General features: G+C 37.8%; 18 protein-coding genes. 10 read left to right on the top strand and 8 right to left on the bottom strand.

Annotated elements, in window-relative coordinates:
* Nucleotides 1-20: 20 nt before the first annotated feature.
* The 4 genes from AB1471_RS11670 to AB1471_RS11655 are packed head-to-tail and all read left to right on the top strand — an operon-like array spanning nt 21 to nt 3,143.
* Nucleotides 21-812 (top strand): ABC transporter ATP-binding protein, encoded by a 792-nt coding sequence (locus tag AB1471_RS11670; protein WP_367779943.1) that lies wholly within the window; start codon nt 21-23, stop codon nt 810-812.
* On the top strand, nt 788-1,546 hold the full coding sequence (locus tag AB1471_RS11665; protein WP_367779942.1) for an ABC transporter permease: 759 nt from the start codon (nt 788-790) through the stop codon (nt 1,544-1,546). The genes AB1471_RS11670 and AB1471_RS11665 overlap by 25 nt, the downstream gene beginning before the upstream one ends.
* 20 nt (nt 1,547-1,566) lie before the next feature.
* Nucleotides 1,567-2,571 carry an ABC transporter substrate-binding protein gene (locus AB1471_RS11660; protein ID WP_367779941.1) on the top strand — a complete coding sequence of 335 codons (1,005 nt, stop codon included), beginning with the start codon at nt 1,567-1,569 and terminating at the stop codon, nt 2,569-2,571.
* Complete coding sequence (locus AB1471_RS11655; RefSeq protein ID WP_367779940.1) at nt 2,568-3,143, top strand: SCO family protein; 576 nt, start codon at nt 2,568-2,570, stop codon at nt 3,141-3,143. The genes AB1471_RS11660 and AB1471_RS11655 overlap by 4 nt, the downstream gene beginning before the upstream one ends.
* A gap of 265 nt (nt 3,144-3,408) precedes the next feature.
* Here the strand turns inward: AB1471_RS11655 and AB1471_RS11650 are convergent, their stop codons facing one another.
* From AB1471_RS11650 to AB1471_RS11640, 3 genes are all read right to left on the bottom strand, one after another.
* Nucleotides 3,409-4,062: a hypothetical protein gene (locus tag AB1471_RS11650; RefSeq protein ID WP_367779939.1), complete on the bottom strand. Its 654-nt coding sequence runs from the start codon at nt 4,060-4,062 to the stop codon at nt 3,409-3,411.
* 802 nt (nt 4,063-4,864) lie between these two features.
* Nucleotides 4,865-5,884: a hypothetical protein gene (locus AB1471_RS11645; protein ID WP_367779938.1), complete on the bottom strand. Its 1,020-nt coding sequence runs from the start codon at nt 5,882-5,884 to the stop codon at nt 4,865-4,867.
* Nucleotides 5,885-6,541: 657 nt separating this feature from the next.
* Nucleotides 6,542-7,522: a nucleotidyltransferase domain-containing protein gene (locus tag AB1471_RS11640; protein WP_367779937.1), complete on the bottom strand. Its 981-nt coding sequence runs from the start codon at nt 7,520-7,522 to the stop codon at nt 6,542-6,544.
* Nucleotides 7,523-7,697: 175 nt separating this feature from the next.
* Here AB1471_RS11640 and AB1471_RS11635 point away from each other — a divergent pair, with 175 nt between their 5' ends.
* From AB1471_RS11635 to AB1471_RS11620, 4 genes are read left to right on the top strand one after another with little or no spacing between them, the layout of a single operon-like run.
* Nucleotides 7,698-7,967, top strand: coding sequence for an autorepressor SdpR family transcription factor (locus AB1471_RS11635; RefSeq protein WP_367779936.1), 270 nt, complete (start codon nt 7,698-7,700; stop codon nt 7,965-7,967).
* A gap of 6 nt (nt 7,968-7,973) precedes the next feature.
* Nucleotides 7,974-8,576, top strand: coding sequence for a hypothetical protein (locus tag AB1471_RS11630; RefSeq protein WP_367779935.1), 603 nt, complete (start codon nt 7,974-7,976; stop codon nt 8,574-8,576).
* A gap of 19 nt (nt 8,577-8,595) precedes the next feature.
* Nucleotides 8,596-8,961, top strand: coding sequence for a hypothetical protein (locus AB1471_RS11625; protein WP_367779934.1), 366 nt, complete (start codon nt 8,596-8,598; stop codon nt 8,959-8,961).
* A 32-nt stretch (nt 8,962-8,993) separates the two neighbouring features.
* Nucleotides 8,994-9,392, top strand: coding sequence for a hypothetical protein (locus AB1471_RS11620; protein ID WP_367779933.1), 399 nt, complete (start codon nt 8,994-8,996; stop codon nt 9,390-9,392).
* Nucleotides 9,393-9,612: 220 nt separating this feature from the next.
* Here the strand turns inward: AB1471_RS11620 and AB1471_RS11615 are convergent, their stop codons facing one another.
* The 4 genes from AB1471_RS11615 to AB1471_RS11600 all read right to left on the bottom strand — a co-directional run bounded on the left by AB1471_RS11615 (nt 9,613) and on the right by AB1471_RS11600 (nt 13,522).
* Entirely contained in the window at nt 9,613-10,482 is an 870-nt protein-coding gene (locus tag AB1471_RS11615; protein ID WP_367779932.1) for an AraC family transcriptional regulator, read from the bottom strand.
* Between the two features lie 396 nt (nt 10,483-10,878).
* A complete protein-coding gene (locus AB1471_RS11610; protein WP_367779931.1) occupies nt 10,879-11,712 on the bottom strand; it encodes a hypothetical protein in 834 nt (277 codons plus the stop codon).
* 161 nt (nt 11,713-11,873) lie between these two features.
* The gene (locus tag AB1471_RS11605) at nt 11,874-12,500 is read right to left on the bottom strand and encodes a LysE family translocator (protein WP_367779930.1); all 627 of its coding nucleotides are present in this window, start codon (nt 12,498-12,500) and stop codon (nt 11,874-11,876) included.
* 161 nt (nt 12,501-12,661) lie between these two features.
* A complete protein-coding gene (locus tag AB1471_RS11600; RefSeq protein WP_367779929.1) occupies nt 12,662-13,522 on the bottom strand; it encodes a DMT family transporter in 861 nt (286 codons plus the stop codon).
* A gap of 529 nt (nt 13,523-14,051) precedes the next feature.
* Between AB1471_RS11600 and AB1471_RS11595 the strand changes: the two genes are divergently transcribed.
* On the top strand, nt 14,052-14,237 hold the full coding sequence (locus AB1471_RS11595) for a hypothetical protein (RefSeq protein WP_367779928.1): 186 nt from the start codon (nt 14,052-14,054) through the stop codon (nt 14,235-14,237).
* Between the two features lie 1,072 nt (nt 14,238-15,309).
* Nucleotides 15,310-15,498 carry a hypothetical protein gene (locus AB1471_RS11590; RefSeq protein WP_367779927.1) on the top strand — a complete coding sequence of 63 codons (189 nt, stop codon included), beginning with the start codon at nt 15,310-15,312 and terminating at the stop codon, nt 15,496-15,498.
* 621 nt (nt 15,499-16,119) lie between these two features.
* Here AB1471_RS11590 and AB1471_RS11585 read toward each other — a convergent pair.
* Nucleotides 16,120-18,780, bottom strand: a complete 2,661-nt coding sequence (locus AB1471_RS11585; RefSeq protein WP_367779926.1) for an MMPL family transporter — start codon at nt 18,778-18,780, stop codon at nt 16,120-16,122.

Genomic DNA, 18,780 nt, shown 5'->3' with positions numbered 1-18,780 from the left:
ACAGAAAAGTGGGTGATGACATGTTTTTAAGCATCAAAAACGTAAATAAAGTGTTTGAAGGGCGAGGCACTTCGGAAAAAGTCCTTTCATCTATTCAGCTTGATGTAAAAGAAGGTGAATTCGTTTCCATCCTAGGTCCATCGGGGTGTGGTAAGTCCACATTGCTCTCCATCGTTGCTGGATTAGTTCCTCCAACAGACGGTAAGATCCTGTTAGAAGACAAAGAAATCACGGGTCCAGGTAAAGAACGCGGAATGGTTTTTCAACAAGCCGCACTTTTTCCGTGGCTTACCGTAGAAGAAAACGTGATGTTTCCATTGCTTTTAGATATGCCCAAAGAAGAAGCACGACAAAAAGCACATCATTACTTAAGCATGGTTCAATTAAGCAACTACACGAAACATTCTCCACACGAACTTTCTGGAGGCATGCAACAGCGTGTGGCAATCGCTCGAGCTTTAGCAATGGACCCCGCTCTCCTGTTAATGGATGAACCGTTTGGCGCTTTGGATGAACAAACACGCTCCCGTTTACATGAAATACTTGAGGATGTGTTTCTAGAAACGAAAAAGACCATACTATTTGTCACACATAGTATCTCTGAATCATTGAAGTTATCAGATCGAATTGTGGTAATGGGCACACAACCTGGTTCTATTTTAGAAATACTAGAATTAGATTTTCCTCGACCACGGTCCCAATCGAAAGAAGACCTAGTAATATACGAAGAAAAAATACAATCCTTATTAAAAAATGAGATTGATAAGGTCAGAAAAGGAGAAAATTCATGCAGCCAGCCGTTAAACGCTTGATCTTTTATATCCTCCTGTTTACAGTTTGGCAAGCAGCGGTTATGGCATTTGATGTGTCTCCATCTCTCCTCCCTGCACCCACGGATGTGTTTGTTTCTTTATATGAAGGCTTTAGCAATAAAACATTAGTATACGATCTTGTAGCAAGCTTCAGACGATTATTCGTCGGCCTAGCGATCGCACTCATTTTAGGACTACTAATAGGAATTTTTTTAGCAAAATCCAACACAGCAGATGAAACACTTGGTTCATTGATTCTTGCTTTACAAGCGGTACCAAGTATTGTGTGGCTTCCTCTGGCAATTATGTGGTTTGGACTAAATGAAATGGCGGTTACCTTTATTGTCGTCCTTGGTGCCACGATGGTCATGACGATCAATATTCGTACGGGGATTAAAAATGTCCCCCCTCTTTTTATCAAAGCAGCACGTACGATGAACTACCATGGTTTCCGGCTATTTTGGAAAGTCACATTTCCTGCTGCTATTCCTCATGCAGTCACAGGAACACGCCTTGCTTGGGCTTTTGCATGGCGGGCGTTGATGGCTGGTGAACTCTTGAGCACAGGCCCCGGTCTTGGTTATTCACTAAAATTCGCATCAGATTTTGGAGACATGAGCCGAGTCATTGCGATTATGCTCATCATCATGCTCATTGGAATTATGGTCGATCTACTGCTTTTCCAACGCGTTGAAAAAAATGTCCTAAAAAAATGGGGACTTGAAACACAATAGAATGACTGGAGGCTAAAGCTTTGAAAAGGAAAAACTCTTTATTATTCATACTTGCTGCAAGCACCATCTTGGTTTTATCTGCTTGCTCATCCGACTCAGCTGGCGACAAAGAAGAAGTAGTCATTGGCTATTTCCCAAACATAGATCACGTTCCTGCTATGATCGCGAAAGAAAAAAACTATTATGAAGAAGCACTTGGTGACGACATAAATGTAACCTATAAAACATTTCCTGACGGTGGTGCATTTATGATCGCGTTAAAAACGGGGGATATCGATGCTGGTCTTGTAGGACCCGGACCTGTGATGAATAACTACGCCAATGGAGCGGATGTAAAAATTATCTCCGGTGCTTCGTCTGGTGGAACCGTTGTTGTAGCAAGTGAACAAAGTGGGATTGAAAGTGTTGATGAATTTGACAATAAAACGTTTATCACACCTGGAATTGGCTGTACACATGATGTTCAGATGGAAACATTCTTACAAGACTTAGGCATTACTTCTGCACGAATCGGTGGAACACTAAAGCACGTCACTGGTAACCCAGCACAATACCAAGGCATGTTTGAATCAGGTCAGGTTGACTTGGCGGCCGTTCCAGAGCCATGGGCTTCTACTCTCGTGGCAGAAGGTGCAAAAGTGATCATTGATACCGACGAAATTGCTTACGGCACAACCCTGCCAAATACGGTGCTCGTCACAACCGGTAAATTATTAGAAGAAAATAATGATCTGATTAAAAAAATTAGCTCAGCTCATGAAAAAAGCGTTCAATTTATCAACGACAATCCTGAAGAATCACAAACGATTGCGAATGATTCAATTGAACAAATTACAAACCAACGGCTGGATGAGTCCATCGTCGCAAACGCTTTTGAACGCGTAACGTACACAACAGATGTGGATGCTGAAGTTGTTCAAGCATTCGCAGATTCTTCATATGATCTTAAATTCTTAACAGAAAAACCTGAATTCAGTGAGTTGGTTGTAACAGAAGATTTATCTCTAAGTAGTGCTCAAGAATGAAAAAGGGGATTACACTCTTACTTTTATTTCTCCTTCAAGGGTGCTCTTCTTCCATTGATTTGGATAAACATTTTTCGTTAAATGGGGAAGTACGTGCGTTGAATGCTGTGAATCAAGATGAAGAACCATTTAATACAGCAAACTTTGAAGAAGATATTTGGCTCGCCTCTTTTATTTTCACAAACTGTGATACCGTGTGCTCACCGATGACATATAACATGGCTCAACTACAAGATGAATTAAACGCAAAAAACTTGAATTATCAGCTTGTGTCATTCTCCATTGATCCTGAAAACGACAAACCTGAAGTTCTACAAACCTTTGGTGAACAATTTGGTGCTGATTTTTCAAATTGGGAATTCATTTCTGGCTATAAACAAACAGAAATTGAATCATTTGCGAACAATGGATTCCTCGCACCTGCTGCCAAACTGGAAGGTTCCGGTCAATTTATGCATAGCAGCTCTATTTATTTAATGATTGGCAATCGCATCCTTGAACAATATGAAGTTTCAATCGATGTTCCTTATGAGCAAATCGTTGAAGACGTAGAGCTTTTGCAAGACTTTTAAATAAAAACCAGTATAACTTTATTGTAAAAGGTACATCTTTTTTGTGATCGATACAACTTTATTTGTAATCAACAAAAGACAGTTTAAATATTGATTTTTATAAAAAAGATCGATCATTTTCTACCTATGTTATTCCAAAAACAGGATAGATGGAATAATGCTTAACTTATCCCTCCTCTACTCCGCAATCCTTCCCTTTTCTTGAATAAATTCATGCGACTTCATTACATTTTAGCTTGAACAAAATTTGTAAGAAGAGGATCTATTACAAAACGCGAGTAGTTTCCCCATCAATTAATTTAATATGAATATTCATCGATGTTCCTCCGAAAATATGATTGGGAACATCTGATAAGTTAAGTAATTCCTTCAGCTGGATAGACTTTTCGCGATTTGCTTCTATCGTTATACTATGGGGACCATTTACATTCATGAGTGACTCCATACGTATATCATCATCCCTGAAAAATGAATCCAAGAATTCTATCTCAAATGACACCATTTCACTGCTTCGATTATGTAAGAGGAGATTACATTCCCCATTTAATACGTCTTCACTCACATGCTCAAAATGGCAGGTGCCCTTTCCATCGTAAGAAATGGCTGCAATACCATCCGCTAACGTTTCCTGGTACATTGTAATGAGTAACACTGGTAATAATGTGTAACCGAATAAAGCGATTACTATAGTTCGAAAATGGTATTTATTTATGCCCCTGACGAGTAAAATCATGGCGATTATAAACAATACTGATCCAAATATTCCAAGCATATTATATCCATCTTGATTACTGATTGGAAATGACATGAAGGTAGAACGTGCATCTATCATTTCATTATCAGGAAACGGAAAATATAAATACATACATACACATAAAATCACAGCTGATCCAATGAGTGCTACTTTATTTCTCACCATTTCATTTCACCTCCATCTATCAACTTATTTAACTTATATTTAGCAGCATGAACTTCTTTCCATAATGCTGTCCTTTAATTCAACGCTAATTATTTCAAAATATTCAAGTTTACACAATCATTTATTCTATTAAATGGCCCGATTGCTGAACAAGAAAAAAGCCTGCATATAAACACAGGATTTTTGATCTAACTTTTTTACAAACGATCAGACTTTTTTATAACCATTTCCAAAAGGAAAAAACGTCGCATCTTCTTTATAAACATCGCGACTTTATTCAAAACATCGCACCTTTTTTATAAACATCGTGACTTTATTTCAAATCTACATCACCATCTACCCTGTTTTTCATTTATTTGTGTAAGACATTATCTGAACTTTTTTCAAGCCTATAAAAAACTTAATCTATAACAATATTTCAAAAGTTTTACTCTATAAAAAAGTCTTTGTTCACGTACTTATTCTATTAAATATTCCTCTATCTTTCCATATCTTAAAGCCTGTGTTAATGATAATCCAAATGCATCAATGAGGTCTTGCCCCTTTTAAAAAAGGGGCAAGACCCCAAAACTTCCCCTCGCCGGTTTGGCGTCTTCTAATGTGAAATTGGAAGAAACCAAGAGGGTGTAAACCAAAAACTATAGTGGATGCTTCTGCATGGGTTGGTATACTGGGGATAGGCATGGTTTCCTCGTTAGTTTCCGATTGTTCTTGATGTTTTCAAATCGAAAAAAGCCCTGCTGCATCCATAAGGACACCGAAAGGCTTTTTTTTTCTATTCGTTATTTTTCCTAATATTTGATCAAAACCATTCCATATTGCCGTCTACATAACGTCCTAGTTGATAATATAATTGCCCTTCACCATTCTCGTAAACATCGATGACTCTTCCATCGTTTAACAAAGAAAGATCATGATTATATCCTAATGCTAACAAATTATCCTTATTATAAAAATCGATGTTATCCCCTTGTATCGTTCCTAAACTGTAAGTAGTTATATTACCCGTTAATCCATGTGCCTCTAAAATATGATTGTTTTCTAATTGAATAGCAACGGGATCAAAACCATGATCATAAATAAAAGGAGTTGACCATTCTATTCTCCCCTCTTCTGTAGTCATCTCTCCAAATTTATAGTAAAGAAATTGATCTCCATATCCTTGGTTAATTTGTAGGACTGATTTTCCGTTTATTGACGTAATACTTGGATTCACACCTCTTTCATTTTGCATTTTTATCCCATTCGTGTACATGAAGTATGTTGAGGTAGTCCAACCTTCCAAGCCGTAAATATACCCTTTATGTGAAGATACAATAGAAATCATATTATGTTTTGTAGGGTTGTTTTTAAGGTTTACAAGATGATATTTCTTACCCTCTCCTACGATGTTACCCCAATGTAGTTTTACAACCCAATCAACGGAACCGTCTATTGCTACTTCTCCTACATTGTAATAAACGATAGGAGAAGAAGGATTTTTATCCGTATGAGTTAGATAGACCATGCCTTCTGCAACTTCTAACGATGGGTTCTGCCAATCACCTTTACGCTCAAAAGTTAAAGGATCTGTCCATTCAACTTCATGACTCGTAGGCGTTCCTACTTGTGTGAAAAGTTGATCATCTTTTTCATATGCAACAAATATACGACCATCATCAAGTGTTGTGATAGCAGGATTTATACCTGTAGCAAAATTCCGCTCCTCGTTATTTTCTTGAACTTCACTTGAAGCCCCAGCTCCCATCGGCACGTACAGACCGAAGAGTAATAGAGTGGTTAAAAACAGTTTGTTAATTGATGAAATCTTGTTCATAAACATTTCTGTTCATCTCCTCCTAATCATACAAAATATTTAGACTATTAAAGTCCTTTTCAAGTGTAACATAAGAACTATTGATAGTACGCGTATTCAAGTAAACCTTAACCTTAATGTACAATCCACTTTTAAGTTTGTACATGTCTGTAGAGGAACCAAAGAATTGAAGAAAAGAGAAGATGCAAGAAACTAAGATCGATAGTAATATAATGGAAAAACAGTTAAACTTAATTTTAAAAGGACATTCCCTGCTTCATCCATGGGGAGTGTCCTTTAATTTATCGTCTACACTTTGAAAGTCGGTTCACATATACTACTAATGATGATGGAAAGGAGGTCTTCCAATGGTTCAACATCCTTTCAACTCGTACCAGCCATCTCCACCTCAAATGAATCCTGTTCAGTGGAATCAACAAAATCCGTATTACCAAATAGATCCCGAAACCGGTCTCCTGCAGTCAAACATCCCACTATATGCTCAGGTTTTTCCGATGTATAACCCTACCGATCCGAGATTCCAATCCTGCAGAAGCAGGTGTTATTTACTCGGTTTAACACCTGGTACAGCTCCTTGGGTGAACTGTGTGCATAGCTGCATGTGGTATAACGTGTGATAAATACCGAACTGAATTAGCTTGATGACGCGAATTCGGTTCGGTTTCAGTTACTTTCTTTAGCTAGATGCTTGGCGGTTTCTAGTAGTTCAACACTTAATCTACCTAACTCTTGTATCTCCTGTTCGTTAGAAGGGGAAAAGCCAATCCTCGCTAGGCCTAACTGACTCTCCAGCGTTAACGTTGAAAAATAGTCTTCGAGTGACAGTCCATCTGATGTTTCAAAGTAAAGCCACAGCGCTTCTCCGTATGTCTGCCAAATTAAATTCAACTGTTCACCTGCTGCAATTAAGCGCTTTGATTTTCTTTCAGCTAATTCATCCTGGATTGAAGAAAGACCAAAATCAAAAGAAGCCCCCTTTTGCTTTAGCTCTTGTCTAAATCGATTGATTATCGTGGAGATTTCCGTTACGTCTATTTCACTTGGAAATGGTGCGACGTTAACGAATCGATGGAAATGTTGGTCAATCTTTTGAATGGTTGGCATGAGACGTCCTGTTGAAAGAGAGCCAGAGCTTAAAAATTGAAACAAAAATGCAGCTTCTGCCCAGGCTCCCATTGCGGCATTTGTTGCAGAGTATTCTTTTTCCTCATTAAGACAGTTAAAGGCAAAATCAATTCGATCCTCCACAACTTCCGTCACTTGCTTGACCATCTTCTCTTTGCATTGTCTTGAAGTATAAAACGTATCTACCCAATCTTTTCTCTTAGAAAATGTCCCTCCTTGGTCTTGAATAATGTACGCCTCTGTTAAAAATCGATAAGTCCATGGATCCGTTGCAATTTGTTTCTCCATTGGAAATTCATTGATCGTACGTTGATCAAGCTGTATATATTCACCTGCAAAACGAACATTTTCAGCTTGGTCTGTTTGATGATTTACATAAATGGTAAGATCAATATCACTAAGGGAATCAGCCTCTCCCCTTGCAACTGATCCCCCTACAGATGCGAAACAAATAGGTTCATTTATCTCTTTAAGGTATTCTTTCGCAAGCTCTCTTAACCTTATATTCCTTTGATTCACGTACACCCTCTCCTCTGAAAATTATTCGGTTTCTACTATAGGTTCGATAATCATTACACCTCTCTAACGAAATGGAGAGGGTTTTTATCGAAAGGTAATGATTGACAATAACTGACTGAGTATTATACTGTAGTTAAGTAATTACTTAATTACTTTCATTGGAGGTGAACGATGATTGTCCGTTAATGAATTATTTAAAGCTTTGTCAGATGAAAACAGAAGAAAAATGTTAGATTTATTGAGAAACGGTGAGTTAACTGTTGGAGAGATCGCCGATCATTTCGAAATGAGTAAGCCTGGTATTTCACAACACTTATCCATTCTTAAACATGCCGAACTTGTCTATACACAAAAAAAAGGACAATACGTTTACTATTCATTGAACACTACTGTATTTCAAGATGTGATGAAATGGCTTATCCAATTTAATCAAGAAAAGGGGTAATACATGATGAAAAAAGGTTTGATTGTTTTATTGACCATCGCTGCTTTTGCCCTTAGCACTTATTTCTTTATCATTGGTGTTTCATTTAAAGAAAGTACGTATGGTCCAAGCACGGTCCTGTTATGGGTACTTCCATTCACCATGATTTTGGTGAACAGTAACTTGTTCCTCCTTCCCTATGTTTTCAAAGGTCAGAATAACTTCACTCGTTATCAAAAAGGATTCGACAACATCTTTGTTGCTCTATCCATTATCCTATTAAGCTTACATGCTGGCGTGCTAATGGCCGCTTCGGGCAATAATGTAAATTTGCTCGTATTCGTCCCGTTTAGTGTTGGCATTGTGTTGATTACAACAGCAAATACCCTTCCACGTTTCCTTATTGAAATCGATTCATCCTCTACTCGCTTTTCTCAGGCAACGAATCACTCGTGGAATCGAATTGTGCGACCATGCTCGTACCCGTTAATGATAGGTGGTTTTAGTATGTTATTGTGTATGTTTATCCCTGAAGCGTTCATAATCACTAGTTTCTTTGTTGTACTTATTCTCACACTAACTATCACAGGAATACGATCATACAAAGCGCTGACTATGTCTACTAACTAATTTTTCTGGAGGTCATATGGTGAAACAAATCATGAACAGTACTGCTTCGATTCTGAGCTTAGCTGCTCTTACATTGGTCTTTATTCGCTTTTTCTTTCCAGATTTTCTACCCTTCTTAACGATGACCATTTTATTTATTGCGTTTGGATTATTTGTTCTTGCATCCATTTTAACGTTTGATCCTAAACGTACCAAGAAGGATCTTCTTACTGGATTGCCGATTACACTCTATTTTTCAGGGTTAATTATTGTACTTCAGTTGTTTGGCGGTTCAACCGATACCCCACTCAGCATCCACCAGCCATTTTTTTGGATAGCGATTGCTCTCGGCATTTGGATTGAATTCAAGCGGATGCGTGATAAGAAAAAAGCGGTTCAAAACTGAAGCTAGTTGGGAATAGAAAAGGAGGTTTCTAAATGGTGGAAATATATATTAACTTAGCAGCAATGATTATTGCTGTTATATGTGTAGGTATAGCAATATTTCAGGTTCTAGTTTCACTAGGATACCCCTTAGGTGAAGCAACTATGGGTGGATACCACAAAATATTACCTAAACCATTACGTTTTGTCAGTACGATATCTGCAATGATTGTTTTGTTTATGGGTTTCGTCTTTCTGCAACATGCTAAAGTAATTTCAGTTGAGTTTAATTTTATACCTACCAATATATTAGTATGGGTTTTTACGATTTTTCTAGCATTAAATACAATAGGGAACCTTGCATCTAGAAGTAAAAAAGAAAGGCTGATCATGACGCCAATATCTAGCATTGCATTTCTATTATGTTTATTTGTTTCAATTCTTTCAAACTGACCTACATTTAGTTATTCTTCACTAACGGTTGCTATATTGCAAAATCAGCTCAAGTAAAAAATAAAAACAACTATTCAGCTCCGTTTAACGAACCGGGCTGAATAGCGAATTGCACTGCTGTCATTGAAAAACTAAGTGTTCTTCACAGTTGAACACGATTGTATGACAAAGTCACCAATGTCTTTTGATTGACTTATTTTGTTGAATGAGTGGCTATCGCTTATTTTAAAGGGATCCAGATTTCAGAATACATATCAGGACTGAAAGGATCTTTGCCTGAATATACCTCTAATTCAGGGGTGCCGGCATGCTCGTATTTATTTGATGGAAACCATTCTGACACTATCTGATTCCACGCTTGTTGCATTGCATCTGGCATCGGTCCGTGAACTTCAAATACCCCCCATTTTGATGCGGGTATGTGAAATTTCAAGAATCCTTCGGGTGTCCTTCCGTCATATTCTGTAGCCACCCAATAATCAATTTGTTTCGTTTGTGTATCTCCTTGATGATCAGCACATACACCAAGTAAACCTTGTAATTCTCCATTGTTAAATTTACATAGTCTGTCGGTTGTACCATCGGCATTAACATCATTCCAAAATTCAGGGATACCCTTAAAGTTATCATCGCTGACTAATGCTAATGAAAATTCCCGTTTGACCCCTACAACTTGAAAACGCTCTCTTTCAACAATTTTGTACTTCATTGGTTCTGCTCCTTTCAGACTCACCTGAATAACTAGGCGGTTATAAGATTTCAACTTTCCAATGTTCTTTCGTACTGCACTTGGTTTTACTCCATGTTGTCTACGAAATGCTTTTGAAAAAGCTTCGGGAGTGTCGTAGCCATATTGGTAGGCGAGATCAATTATTTTGCGGTTTGTACTAGCTAACTCCTGTGCCGCTAAGGTTAAACGTCTTCCTCGAAGGTATTCACCAACAGACATATCGGTTAATACCGAAAATGTTCGTTGAAAGTGGAATACCGACGCATTCGCTTGTTTAGCTATACTTTCCATCGTTATCTTATCTTGCAAATTATTTTCCATATAGTCGATTGCCTTCTGTATATCCTCAACCCAACCCATATGACTCACTCCTTGATTAAATACTAACAGTCTGATTTCAATAAATCCGGTCAATTTATGCTTTGTTGTGTCCATATATTATCGATTGTTTAAACGAACAAAAAACGAAATAATAACCTCTATTACACTTGTTATATTTTTAAGTGCAGTGAAGTAGTTTACAAACAACTATTTTTTAGCCCCGTCTTAAAATCAGGACGGGGTTATATGTGTTGAGGTTTAAAAATTAGACGACTTTATGTTTAAATCTAAGGTTTATTCCACAATCGCGCCCTTTATTTGAATAACGAGCTTGAATATCCATACAGCATAGATATTCCAGAAAAGCTGCCTTTTCTGGATTAGATTGAAATATAGACAACAAAAAGCAGCGAAATCGCTACTTTTTAACATTCTCTATAAAACCATATTAAGTATTTCATCCACCAAATCAGGGTATTCTTCCAATTCATATTTCTTGCACAAGTTCTTATGAACCCTTATAAACTCGGGAACCATACTTTTAATAACACTCATTATTTCGTCAGATTCTCTGCTACTATTCCATTGTTCAAGAAGCGTTAATTGCCAATCTTGTAATTTACTTCTTTTGCCTTCTAATTTTGCCCAATAACCAAAATTGTTTGGTTGTAAGCCTGCCTCCATATACCAAGCAGTTGTTATTGACAATCGCAGAGCATCAAGATAACTTAGTGCATTGTAAAATTCCTGCCTCATTACCCCTCGATAGGCTTCATGAACATAAGCAAAAAATCTTGTTCTCCAAATCTCTATTTCCTCAACAGTTGGTTCATAAATCAACTTATTTGATGTATCTAATACATCTTTCAGCAGTCCAGTAGTGTCGTGAACAATCTTGATGTTTTGAAGCCAAACTGAAGGTTTCACATCCTTGACCGTGTAGTAAAAAGTATCAACCTTGATAAATCCTTTAAAATGAGCAACACTGTGTGTTGCCCAAGGGAAATCTTCGTAGTATAAAACATTACCCCAGTTTTTAGCTCGCTGTTTTTTATTTAACCTATATTCTTCAAAAACTACATCTTTGACAACTATACGAAGATCGATATCAGAATATAAATCTGTGTTTTCGTTTCCTAAGGAACCCCCATAAAAAACAGCTAGTACATTATCATCACCCAGCAAATCTTTTTGTATTGCATTTATTAAATTTTGACGATGCTTTGGAATTTCTAAATCTCTTTCTCTATGTTTAGTTTCTAATCCCACACATTATTTAACAACTCCCTTGATTTTTTAAATCTTCATCCTATATTTACAATATTCTAACTATTTATAAAAGGCTATGTTCTATATAAATGTTTGATCATTTTCTATCTGCTTGGTTGTTCCACTATCTCTATAGATTTTTTCACCAAAACCCCAAAAAATTAAGGTTGTTTTTCAAATGCTAACTTAAGCCCAAAAATAACTAACACTGATCCAGATACTCTCTCTATTACACTTTGAGTAGAAGGGCGATTCATCCAATTTTTTATAAACTTGATTAAATAGAGCACAAAACAGAACCATATAAATGTCAAAAGACAATAAGTTAAGCCTAGTCCCAAAAATTGTAAAAATGAACCTTTTTCAACATTAATAAATTGAGGTAAAAATGTTAAGAAAAAAACGGCTACTTTTGGATTTACAACGTTTGTTACTAACCCTTTTTTAAACCCAGACTGAACTAACTTAAAAGGCTTTTTTTGAGCTTGATAATGCTTATTTTTCCGTTTACGACTTGCTATCAAGGTTGAAACACCTATATATACTAAGTAAACTGCACCTACAAATTTTAATGTTTCAAATAAAAAAGAAGAGTTTACGATAATAATTGAAAGTCCAAGTACTGCTGCCGAAGTGTGAACTAAAACCCCAGTTGTAATTCCAAAGACTGTTCGCAATCCCTCTTTCTTTCCTCTGGAACTTGCGCCTTGTATGACTAACACGGTATCCGGTCCAGGTAAAATAACGAGAAATATGGAAAGAACAACAAACATCAAAAAATCGTGCATACATCCCTCTCCTTTCGAAAGAATATTCAAATAAATCTTACACTAACAAAACCTCTTCTTTCAACAGGACTAAGAATTTTTCCTTTTTGCTGCAAATAAAAACACCAACCATATTACAAAAATTGTAACATGATTGATGTGTAAATAGACGATAATTTCGTTTATTTGGCCCGACTCTTCCAATTCACTAGGAAGATCCCAATAAAAATGAACAAGCCTCCAACCCCTACGTACCATTGCAGTGTCTCATCCAGTAAGATCCAACCGCTTACAACCCCAAAGAATGGAGCTAAGAAAAGAAAGGCACTCGTTTTACCTGGATCTCCTTTTTGCAGTAAGTAATACCACACTGCGAATTGAACGATAGATGCCATAATGACAAGCCATACTAAAACAAATATCGATGTTGCGTTTACTTGGAAAAACGGCTCTTCGAATAAAACAGTTCCAATAAACAAAAAGATTCCACCAAATAACATTTGATAAGCCGTCAATACCCATGTATTAAACAGATGCCCCCACGACTTCACGAGAAGAGTTGCAATCGCCCATGCAATAGCAGACGAAATACCAAATAGTATACCTATTTCAAAAGTCAAGTTAGCTCCCATCGTGATGAAAACACCAACTAATCCAAGCGACACCCCAATCCATTGGATGAAACGATATTTTATACGTAAAAAGAGTGTACCAAACAAAACCACAAGGAGTGGATTTGTAAATGTCAGGATGGATGATTCACCTGAAGTAATCGTTCGTAAACTCAAGAAAATACAGCCCATCACTGCCGCTGTTTGGAAAAAACCGATCGCAGCCATTCGTACCCAATTGCCAAATGTATCCGGATGCTTGTATTTCAACATTCGGACTACAACCGCCATAATTACACCGGCAATCGTGAATCGGAAAGCAACGAGCAATAATGGGGACACATAGGCCAAGCCAATTTTCCCGATAGCAAAAGAGGACCCCATCAATCCTGTGGTAAGAATGACAAGGAGTCCAAAAACAAGCTTATTCAACGGAATTGCCTCCTTTGTTACTAGTTTCGTGCATGCTCCACATACATCGAGCGAATTCTTACATCTAGTTTTAGGATTCCCCTTGCACAGTGCGAATTAATCATTCTATGTAGCAATATTGATTGTCAGGCGTTGTTTTAGCAATCAACGTATCTGAGTCAATCTACACATCCTCTTTATGGAATCTCTGTTAAACCGAGAGTGACATTATACCACCCTCTCTATCCACCAGCTACATTCCTGCTTGGGACACGATCATTGACTGCCCTTTAAACGTCATCCACGCTTTGCTCCTTGATTGGAATTGGTTTCACTTTCCCATGTAGATTTGGATTGCGCTTTTTTAGTTATTCCACCCGCACTTTCAGGCATTCTCAGCCGTCATATCGTCCCTCTTAAAATTTCCGCATAATCACTAAGCCATACATACAAACGTTTTAATTAAATTTTAATATATTAATAGGGTAGATCTTTAGTTGCTCCTAAAAGATTTACGTAACGATCATTTTCTTGAAAAGGAGGGGAAAATATGAGCCATAAAAAGAAAAAAAGAAGTAAAAGAAACTGCTTATTTATTAGTATATTTAACTTAGTTAATTGTGGTAGTTGCGATAAACGTAAACACGACCATAAAGACATCGTTGAAGCTGCATTAGAAAATACTGATATTAAAGATCTTCTTGAAGCTGCTGAAGCTGCTGAAGATGACGAGTAATAAAACGCTTTTGACACACCAAGATCTTCTTATATAGAGTGAGTTTGTCAACCCCTTAATGCTTCCCTAAACTCCTTTTATCGTTGATGAACGCCATATGGGCGGTTCGATAAACTATAAAGAATCGCCCCTATATAAAAAAAAAATATCTTCGTAAATATTGTACTTTAAACATATTTCCGGAGGTATTTTTGCATGGGCGAGGCGGCGTACACAAAAGAGGCAATTTTCTTGTTGTCATGCCTTTCTCTTTTGATTTACTCGCTACATGATGATTCACAAGAACACTAGGGTGCAAAAAGGTCTCTCAGGGTTGAATTTTTCATTCTGATAGATAGGCTATTGTCAATCTTCAAAAGCAGTCATATCATCCCTCTTGAAATTTCCGCATAATCACTAATCAATACATACAAACGTTTTAATTAAAATTTTAATATATTAATAGGGTAGATCTTTAGTTGCTCCTAAAAGATTTACGTAACGATCATTTTCTTGAAAAGGAGGGGAAACTATGAGCCATAAGAAGAAAAAAAGAAGAAAAAGAAACTGCTTATTTATTAGTATATTTAATTTAGTTAACTGTGGTAGTTGCGATCGTAAAGATAAAGATTGCTAAAACGCTTTTGACACACCAAGATCTTCTTGTATAGTGAGTTTGTCAACCCCCTTAATGATTTCCACCGATCCTTTTATTGTTGATGAACGCCATACAGGGCGGTTAAAAAGCACCCCATAAAAAACCAAAATACCTTCGTAAATATTGCACAGCAAACAAGTACATTTATCGGAGGTATTTTGCCATGGGCAAGGCGTACACAAAACAGGCGATTTTTTTGTTCACGCCTTTCTGTTTTTATTTACGCCCAAGAACACTAAGTACAAAAAGATTACTTAAGGTATGAATTTTTAATTATGATTGATTGGCTATTACCAATCTTCAAAAGCTGTCATATTGTCCCTCTTGAAATTTCGCATAATCAATAGGCATACACACAAGCCTTTTAATTAAATTTTAATATATTAATAAAGATTTACGTAACGATCATTTTATTTTTGAAAAGGAGAGGGAAATATGAGCCATAAGAAGAAAAAAAGAAAAAAAAGAAACTGCACATTTGTTAGTATATTTAATATAGTTAATTGTGGTAGTTGCGATGATCATAAACACGATTCCCATCAAGAAATCATTGAAGCTGCATTAGAAAATACTGATATTAAAGCTCTTATTGAAGCTGTTGAAGCTGCTGAAGATGAGGATTGATCAAACGCTTTTTACACTCCAAGATCTTGTATAATTCCCTACGCTCCTTTAATCGTGGATGAACGCTATACGGGACGATTCGTATCGTCCCTATATAAAAACAATACACCTTCGTAAATATTGCACTGTAAACAAGTACATTTATTGGAGGTATTTTCATGGGCAAGGCGTACACAATCTTGTTGTCATGCCTTTCTCTTTTGATTTACTCGCTGCATGATGATTCACAAGAACACTAGGGTGTAAAAAGGTCTCTCAGGGTGCCCCCCGAAGGATGCTAAGTCTAATCAATGACAAATAACGCCTGGATCACTCGTCTCACATTTATTCCCTTTGAAATTGTTGGCATCATCATCCTCGATATCGAAAAGCATTACCAAACGGACACTTTCCCCTTTAAATACATGCCCATATAGATGCACCCATCGCATCCTATTTGTGTGAGTAAGCGATACACCTCTTACCTCCATCATTTTAAATAGGGAGCAAGCAAATTTCCCTAACTAATCAATTTCCTATCCTACGAATTCAATCTCAACTGGAAGTTAATCAGCTCTGGCACCTGTCTATTCCCTCAGCACAAAAAACGGAGCCCCATAAGCGACTCCGTCTTGTTAATGATTATTCTTTTTTCTTAAACGGCCACCAAACGCCTTTATCAAAGGACACGGTGATGGCTGGAATGAGTAGTGGTAAGACAATTAAACCGTATAACAGTAACCCTGTGATAACGATTGTTGCGATTTGCATGAGGCTAAGAACACCAGATGGCATCATGGCACCGAATGTTCCCGCTAGGATAATCGCAGCGGTGATAATCACGGTTCCCATTTTCTCCATGGATACTGTCATTGCTTCTTTTACTGAAAGTCCCTTTTCTGCTTCTTCTTTAAAACGATCAAGCAAGAAGATCGAATAATCCACACCTAACGCAACAAGCATAACAAATCCGAAAAACGGTACAGCCCAGCTTATTCCTTCAAAGCCAAGCCCATTGATGAAAATCAGTTCCGCCACAGCAATCGATGTGAAATACGTTAGTAGCAACGAACCAATCATGTACAATGGCATGATGATTGAACGGAATATGATAGTCAACACGACAAACAAGCTAATCAACATGATGATCACCGTTTGTGTGTAATCATCTGATGAAATGACATTCAAATCACTATTGGTACTTGATACGCCCGCATAGGCAAATTCAGCATCATCAAAAGGCGTATCGATTGAAGCACGTTCCACGGTGGTTTTTATCCGTTCCACCGTTTCGATTGCTTCAGGTGAGTATGGGTCATCAGATAAAATAACTTCCATTTTAATACCCGTGTTTTCACTGATCACATAACGATCAATCACTTGTGTGAATTCTTCGTTTTCAAGTGTTCCTTCTGGAATGAAGACGCCTGTATCACGAACAGCATCACTGTCGCTCATTTCCTCAATAATGGAAATGGCACTATTCAAACCTTCTTCAATTTCTGACAGACCCTCATTCGATGCACCGACACCTTCAGCAAGCTGGGTTAGTCCCCCGCCTAGTGCAGCAGCTTGATCCCCTTGGCCTTCAAGCTGAGTAGCCGCTCCGCTAAGTCCTTGCTGAATCACGTCTAACTCTTGTTGAATCGCCCCCAACTGTTCAACCGTTTGAGGGATATTTTGCTGTTGTTGAAGTCCTTGCGACACTAGCCCAAGCTGTTCAGTTAACTGACCAAGACCTTCTGCCGCTTCCCCTAATCCACCAGTCTCTGATGCATCATCACTACCAGCAGGCATTTGACCTGTGATTTCAGCTAAACCATTTTCAGCTTCTGTTAAACCTACTTGAATTTCCCCAAGTCCCGTTTGCGCTTCCTTGAGTCCATCTGCAATTTGTCCAAGCTGATGATCAACATAAAAGTCTTCTAACACTTCACCTGCTGGACGTGTGATGGAGCGAACTGAATCCACACCTTCCACACGCTCAATTTCTTTGCTCATCATTTCAATGTAAGGCACAGTTGATTCAGTGACGATGTCTTCATCACTTGAAATAATGACTTGAACAGGCAATGAATCTCCCTGCCCAAAGCCATCTGCAATCGCATTTAACCCTTTTACTGACTCGTATTGATCACCAATTTCATCAACGGTGTTATATGAAAGGTCACCATCATACGTAAACAAAAGTGGGACGGTTATAATCGCCACAACTAGCATAGAAAGAATTGGTCGTTTTACTGACAGCGTACTGAACCATGACCATAGCTTACTATCATTATGAGAAGCTGATTTTTTAGATGGCCAAAATAGTTTCTCTTTTAAGGTAACCATAAAGAATGGCACAATGGTAAATAGAACGACTAGTAACACTGCGATTCCGACTGATACCCCTACTGCTGATTTAAAAATCGGGAAGTCTGCAAAGCCAATCGCGAAAAACCCGATAAACACAGCAAGCCCACTAATCAATAGCGTACGTCCAGCTGTTTTGTACGTATTAAGGATTGCCGTTTCGACTGGTTGACCAGCTGACAGCTCTTCTTTATACCTGCTTAACAGTAAAATACAATAATCTGTTCCAATCCCAAATAAAACGGCCACTAAAAAAATCTGCGTGTAGTTGGAGACCGGAAAGCCAAACCAATCGATGAAAAACGCCACGAGAGATTGACTGAGTAAATACGTAATACCAATGGATACAAGTGGAATAATTGGCGTTATGATTGATCGAAAAACCGCTAATAGCAACGCAAAAATCAGCACAACGGTAATAATCTCCGTACGCTCGAGACCTTCTTGCGAGCTGATGTTTACATCGTTGAAAATGATCGCTTCGCCTGTAATGTAGACAGTAAGGTCATCTGGCACGATAGTCGATCGAATTTCTTCAGCCAGCTCATTCACCTGTTCATTTGTTCCGTCCACGGTAATTGGCACGAGAACCGTTTGTTGATCTTCAGAAACAAGTTGATTTTCCATTTCTTCATTTTCAAATGGATCTAAAATATCCGATACAGGACTTCCAATCGTTTGGAGCTCTTTTACAATGTCAGCGATTTCTTCTCTTGATGAATCATTTAATCCTGCATCTAAAGGAAACACGAGTGAAATCGTCTCTTGTCCTGCTCCCGCTTCTTTTAAAATGTCCGCTGCACGCTTAGAAGCTGCATCTTCAGGTAACTGGAACGTCCCCGCTTCCTCTGCCTGATCAGTTAAGTTTGGCGCCAAGAAAAACAATGCAATAGTAAGACCAACTAAGCCAATGACGATTGGCCATCTTAACTTTATAATTTGATTCAC

The sequence above is a fragment of the Jeotgalibacillus marinus genome (genome assembly GCF_040801915.1).
Lineage (GTDB): Bacteria > Bacillota > Bacilli > Bacillales > Jeotgalibacillaceae > Jeotgalibacillus > Jeotgalibacillus marinus.
This window is presented reverse-complemented; position numbering and strand designations above follow the sequence as displayed.

Coding starts and splice junctions, on each gene's coding strand:
- AB1471_RS11670 (WP_367779943.1), top strand. CDS start 21: ATGTTTTTAAGCATCAAAAACGTAAATAAAGTGTTTGAAGGGCGAGGC.
- AB1471_RS11665 (WP_367779942.1), top strand. CDS start 788: ATGCAGCCAGCCGTTAAACGCTTGATCTTTTATATCCTCCTGTTTACA.
- AB1471_RS11655 (WP_367779940.1), top strand. CDS start 2,568: ATGAAAAAGGGGATTACACTCTTACTTTTATTTCTCCTTCAAGGGTGC.
- AB1471_RS11650 (WP_367779939.1), bottom strand. CDS start 4,062: ATGGTGAGAAATAAAGTAGCACTCATTGGATCAGCTGTGATTTTATGT.
- AB1471_RS11645 (WP_367779938.1), bottom strand. CDS start 5,884: ATGTTTATGAACAAGATTTCATCAATTAACAAACTGTTTTTAACCACT.
- AB1471_RS11630 (WP_367779935.1), top strand. CDS start 7,974: ATGAAAAAAGGTTTGATTGTTTTATTGACCATCGCTGCTTTTGCCCTT.
- AB1471_RS11620 (WP_367779933.1), top strand. CDS start 8,994: ATGGTGGAAATATATATTAACTTAGCAGCAATGATTATTGCTGTTATA.
- AB1471_RS11615 (WP_367779932.1), bottom strand. CDS start 10,482: ATGGGTTGGGTTGAGGATATACAGAAGGCAATCGACTATATGGAAAAT.
- AB1471_RS11605 (WP_367779930.1), bottom strand. CDS start 12,500: ATGCACGATTTTTTGATGTTTGTTGTTCTTTCCATATTTCTCGTTATT.
- AB1471_RS11595 (WP_367779928.1), top strand. CDS start 14,052: ATGAGCCATAAAAAGAAAAAAAGAAGTAAAAGAAACTGCTTATTTATT.
- AB1471_RS11590 (WP_367779927.1), top strand. CDS start 15,310: ATGAGCCATAAGAAGAAAAAAAGAAAAAAAAGAAACTGCACATTTGTT.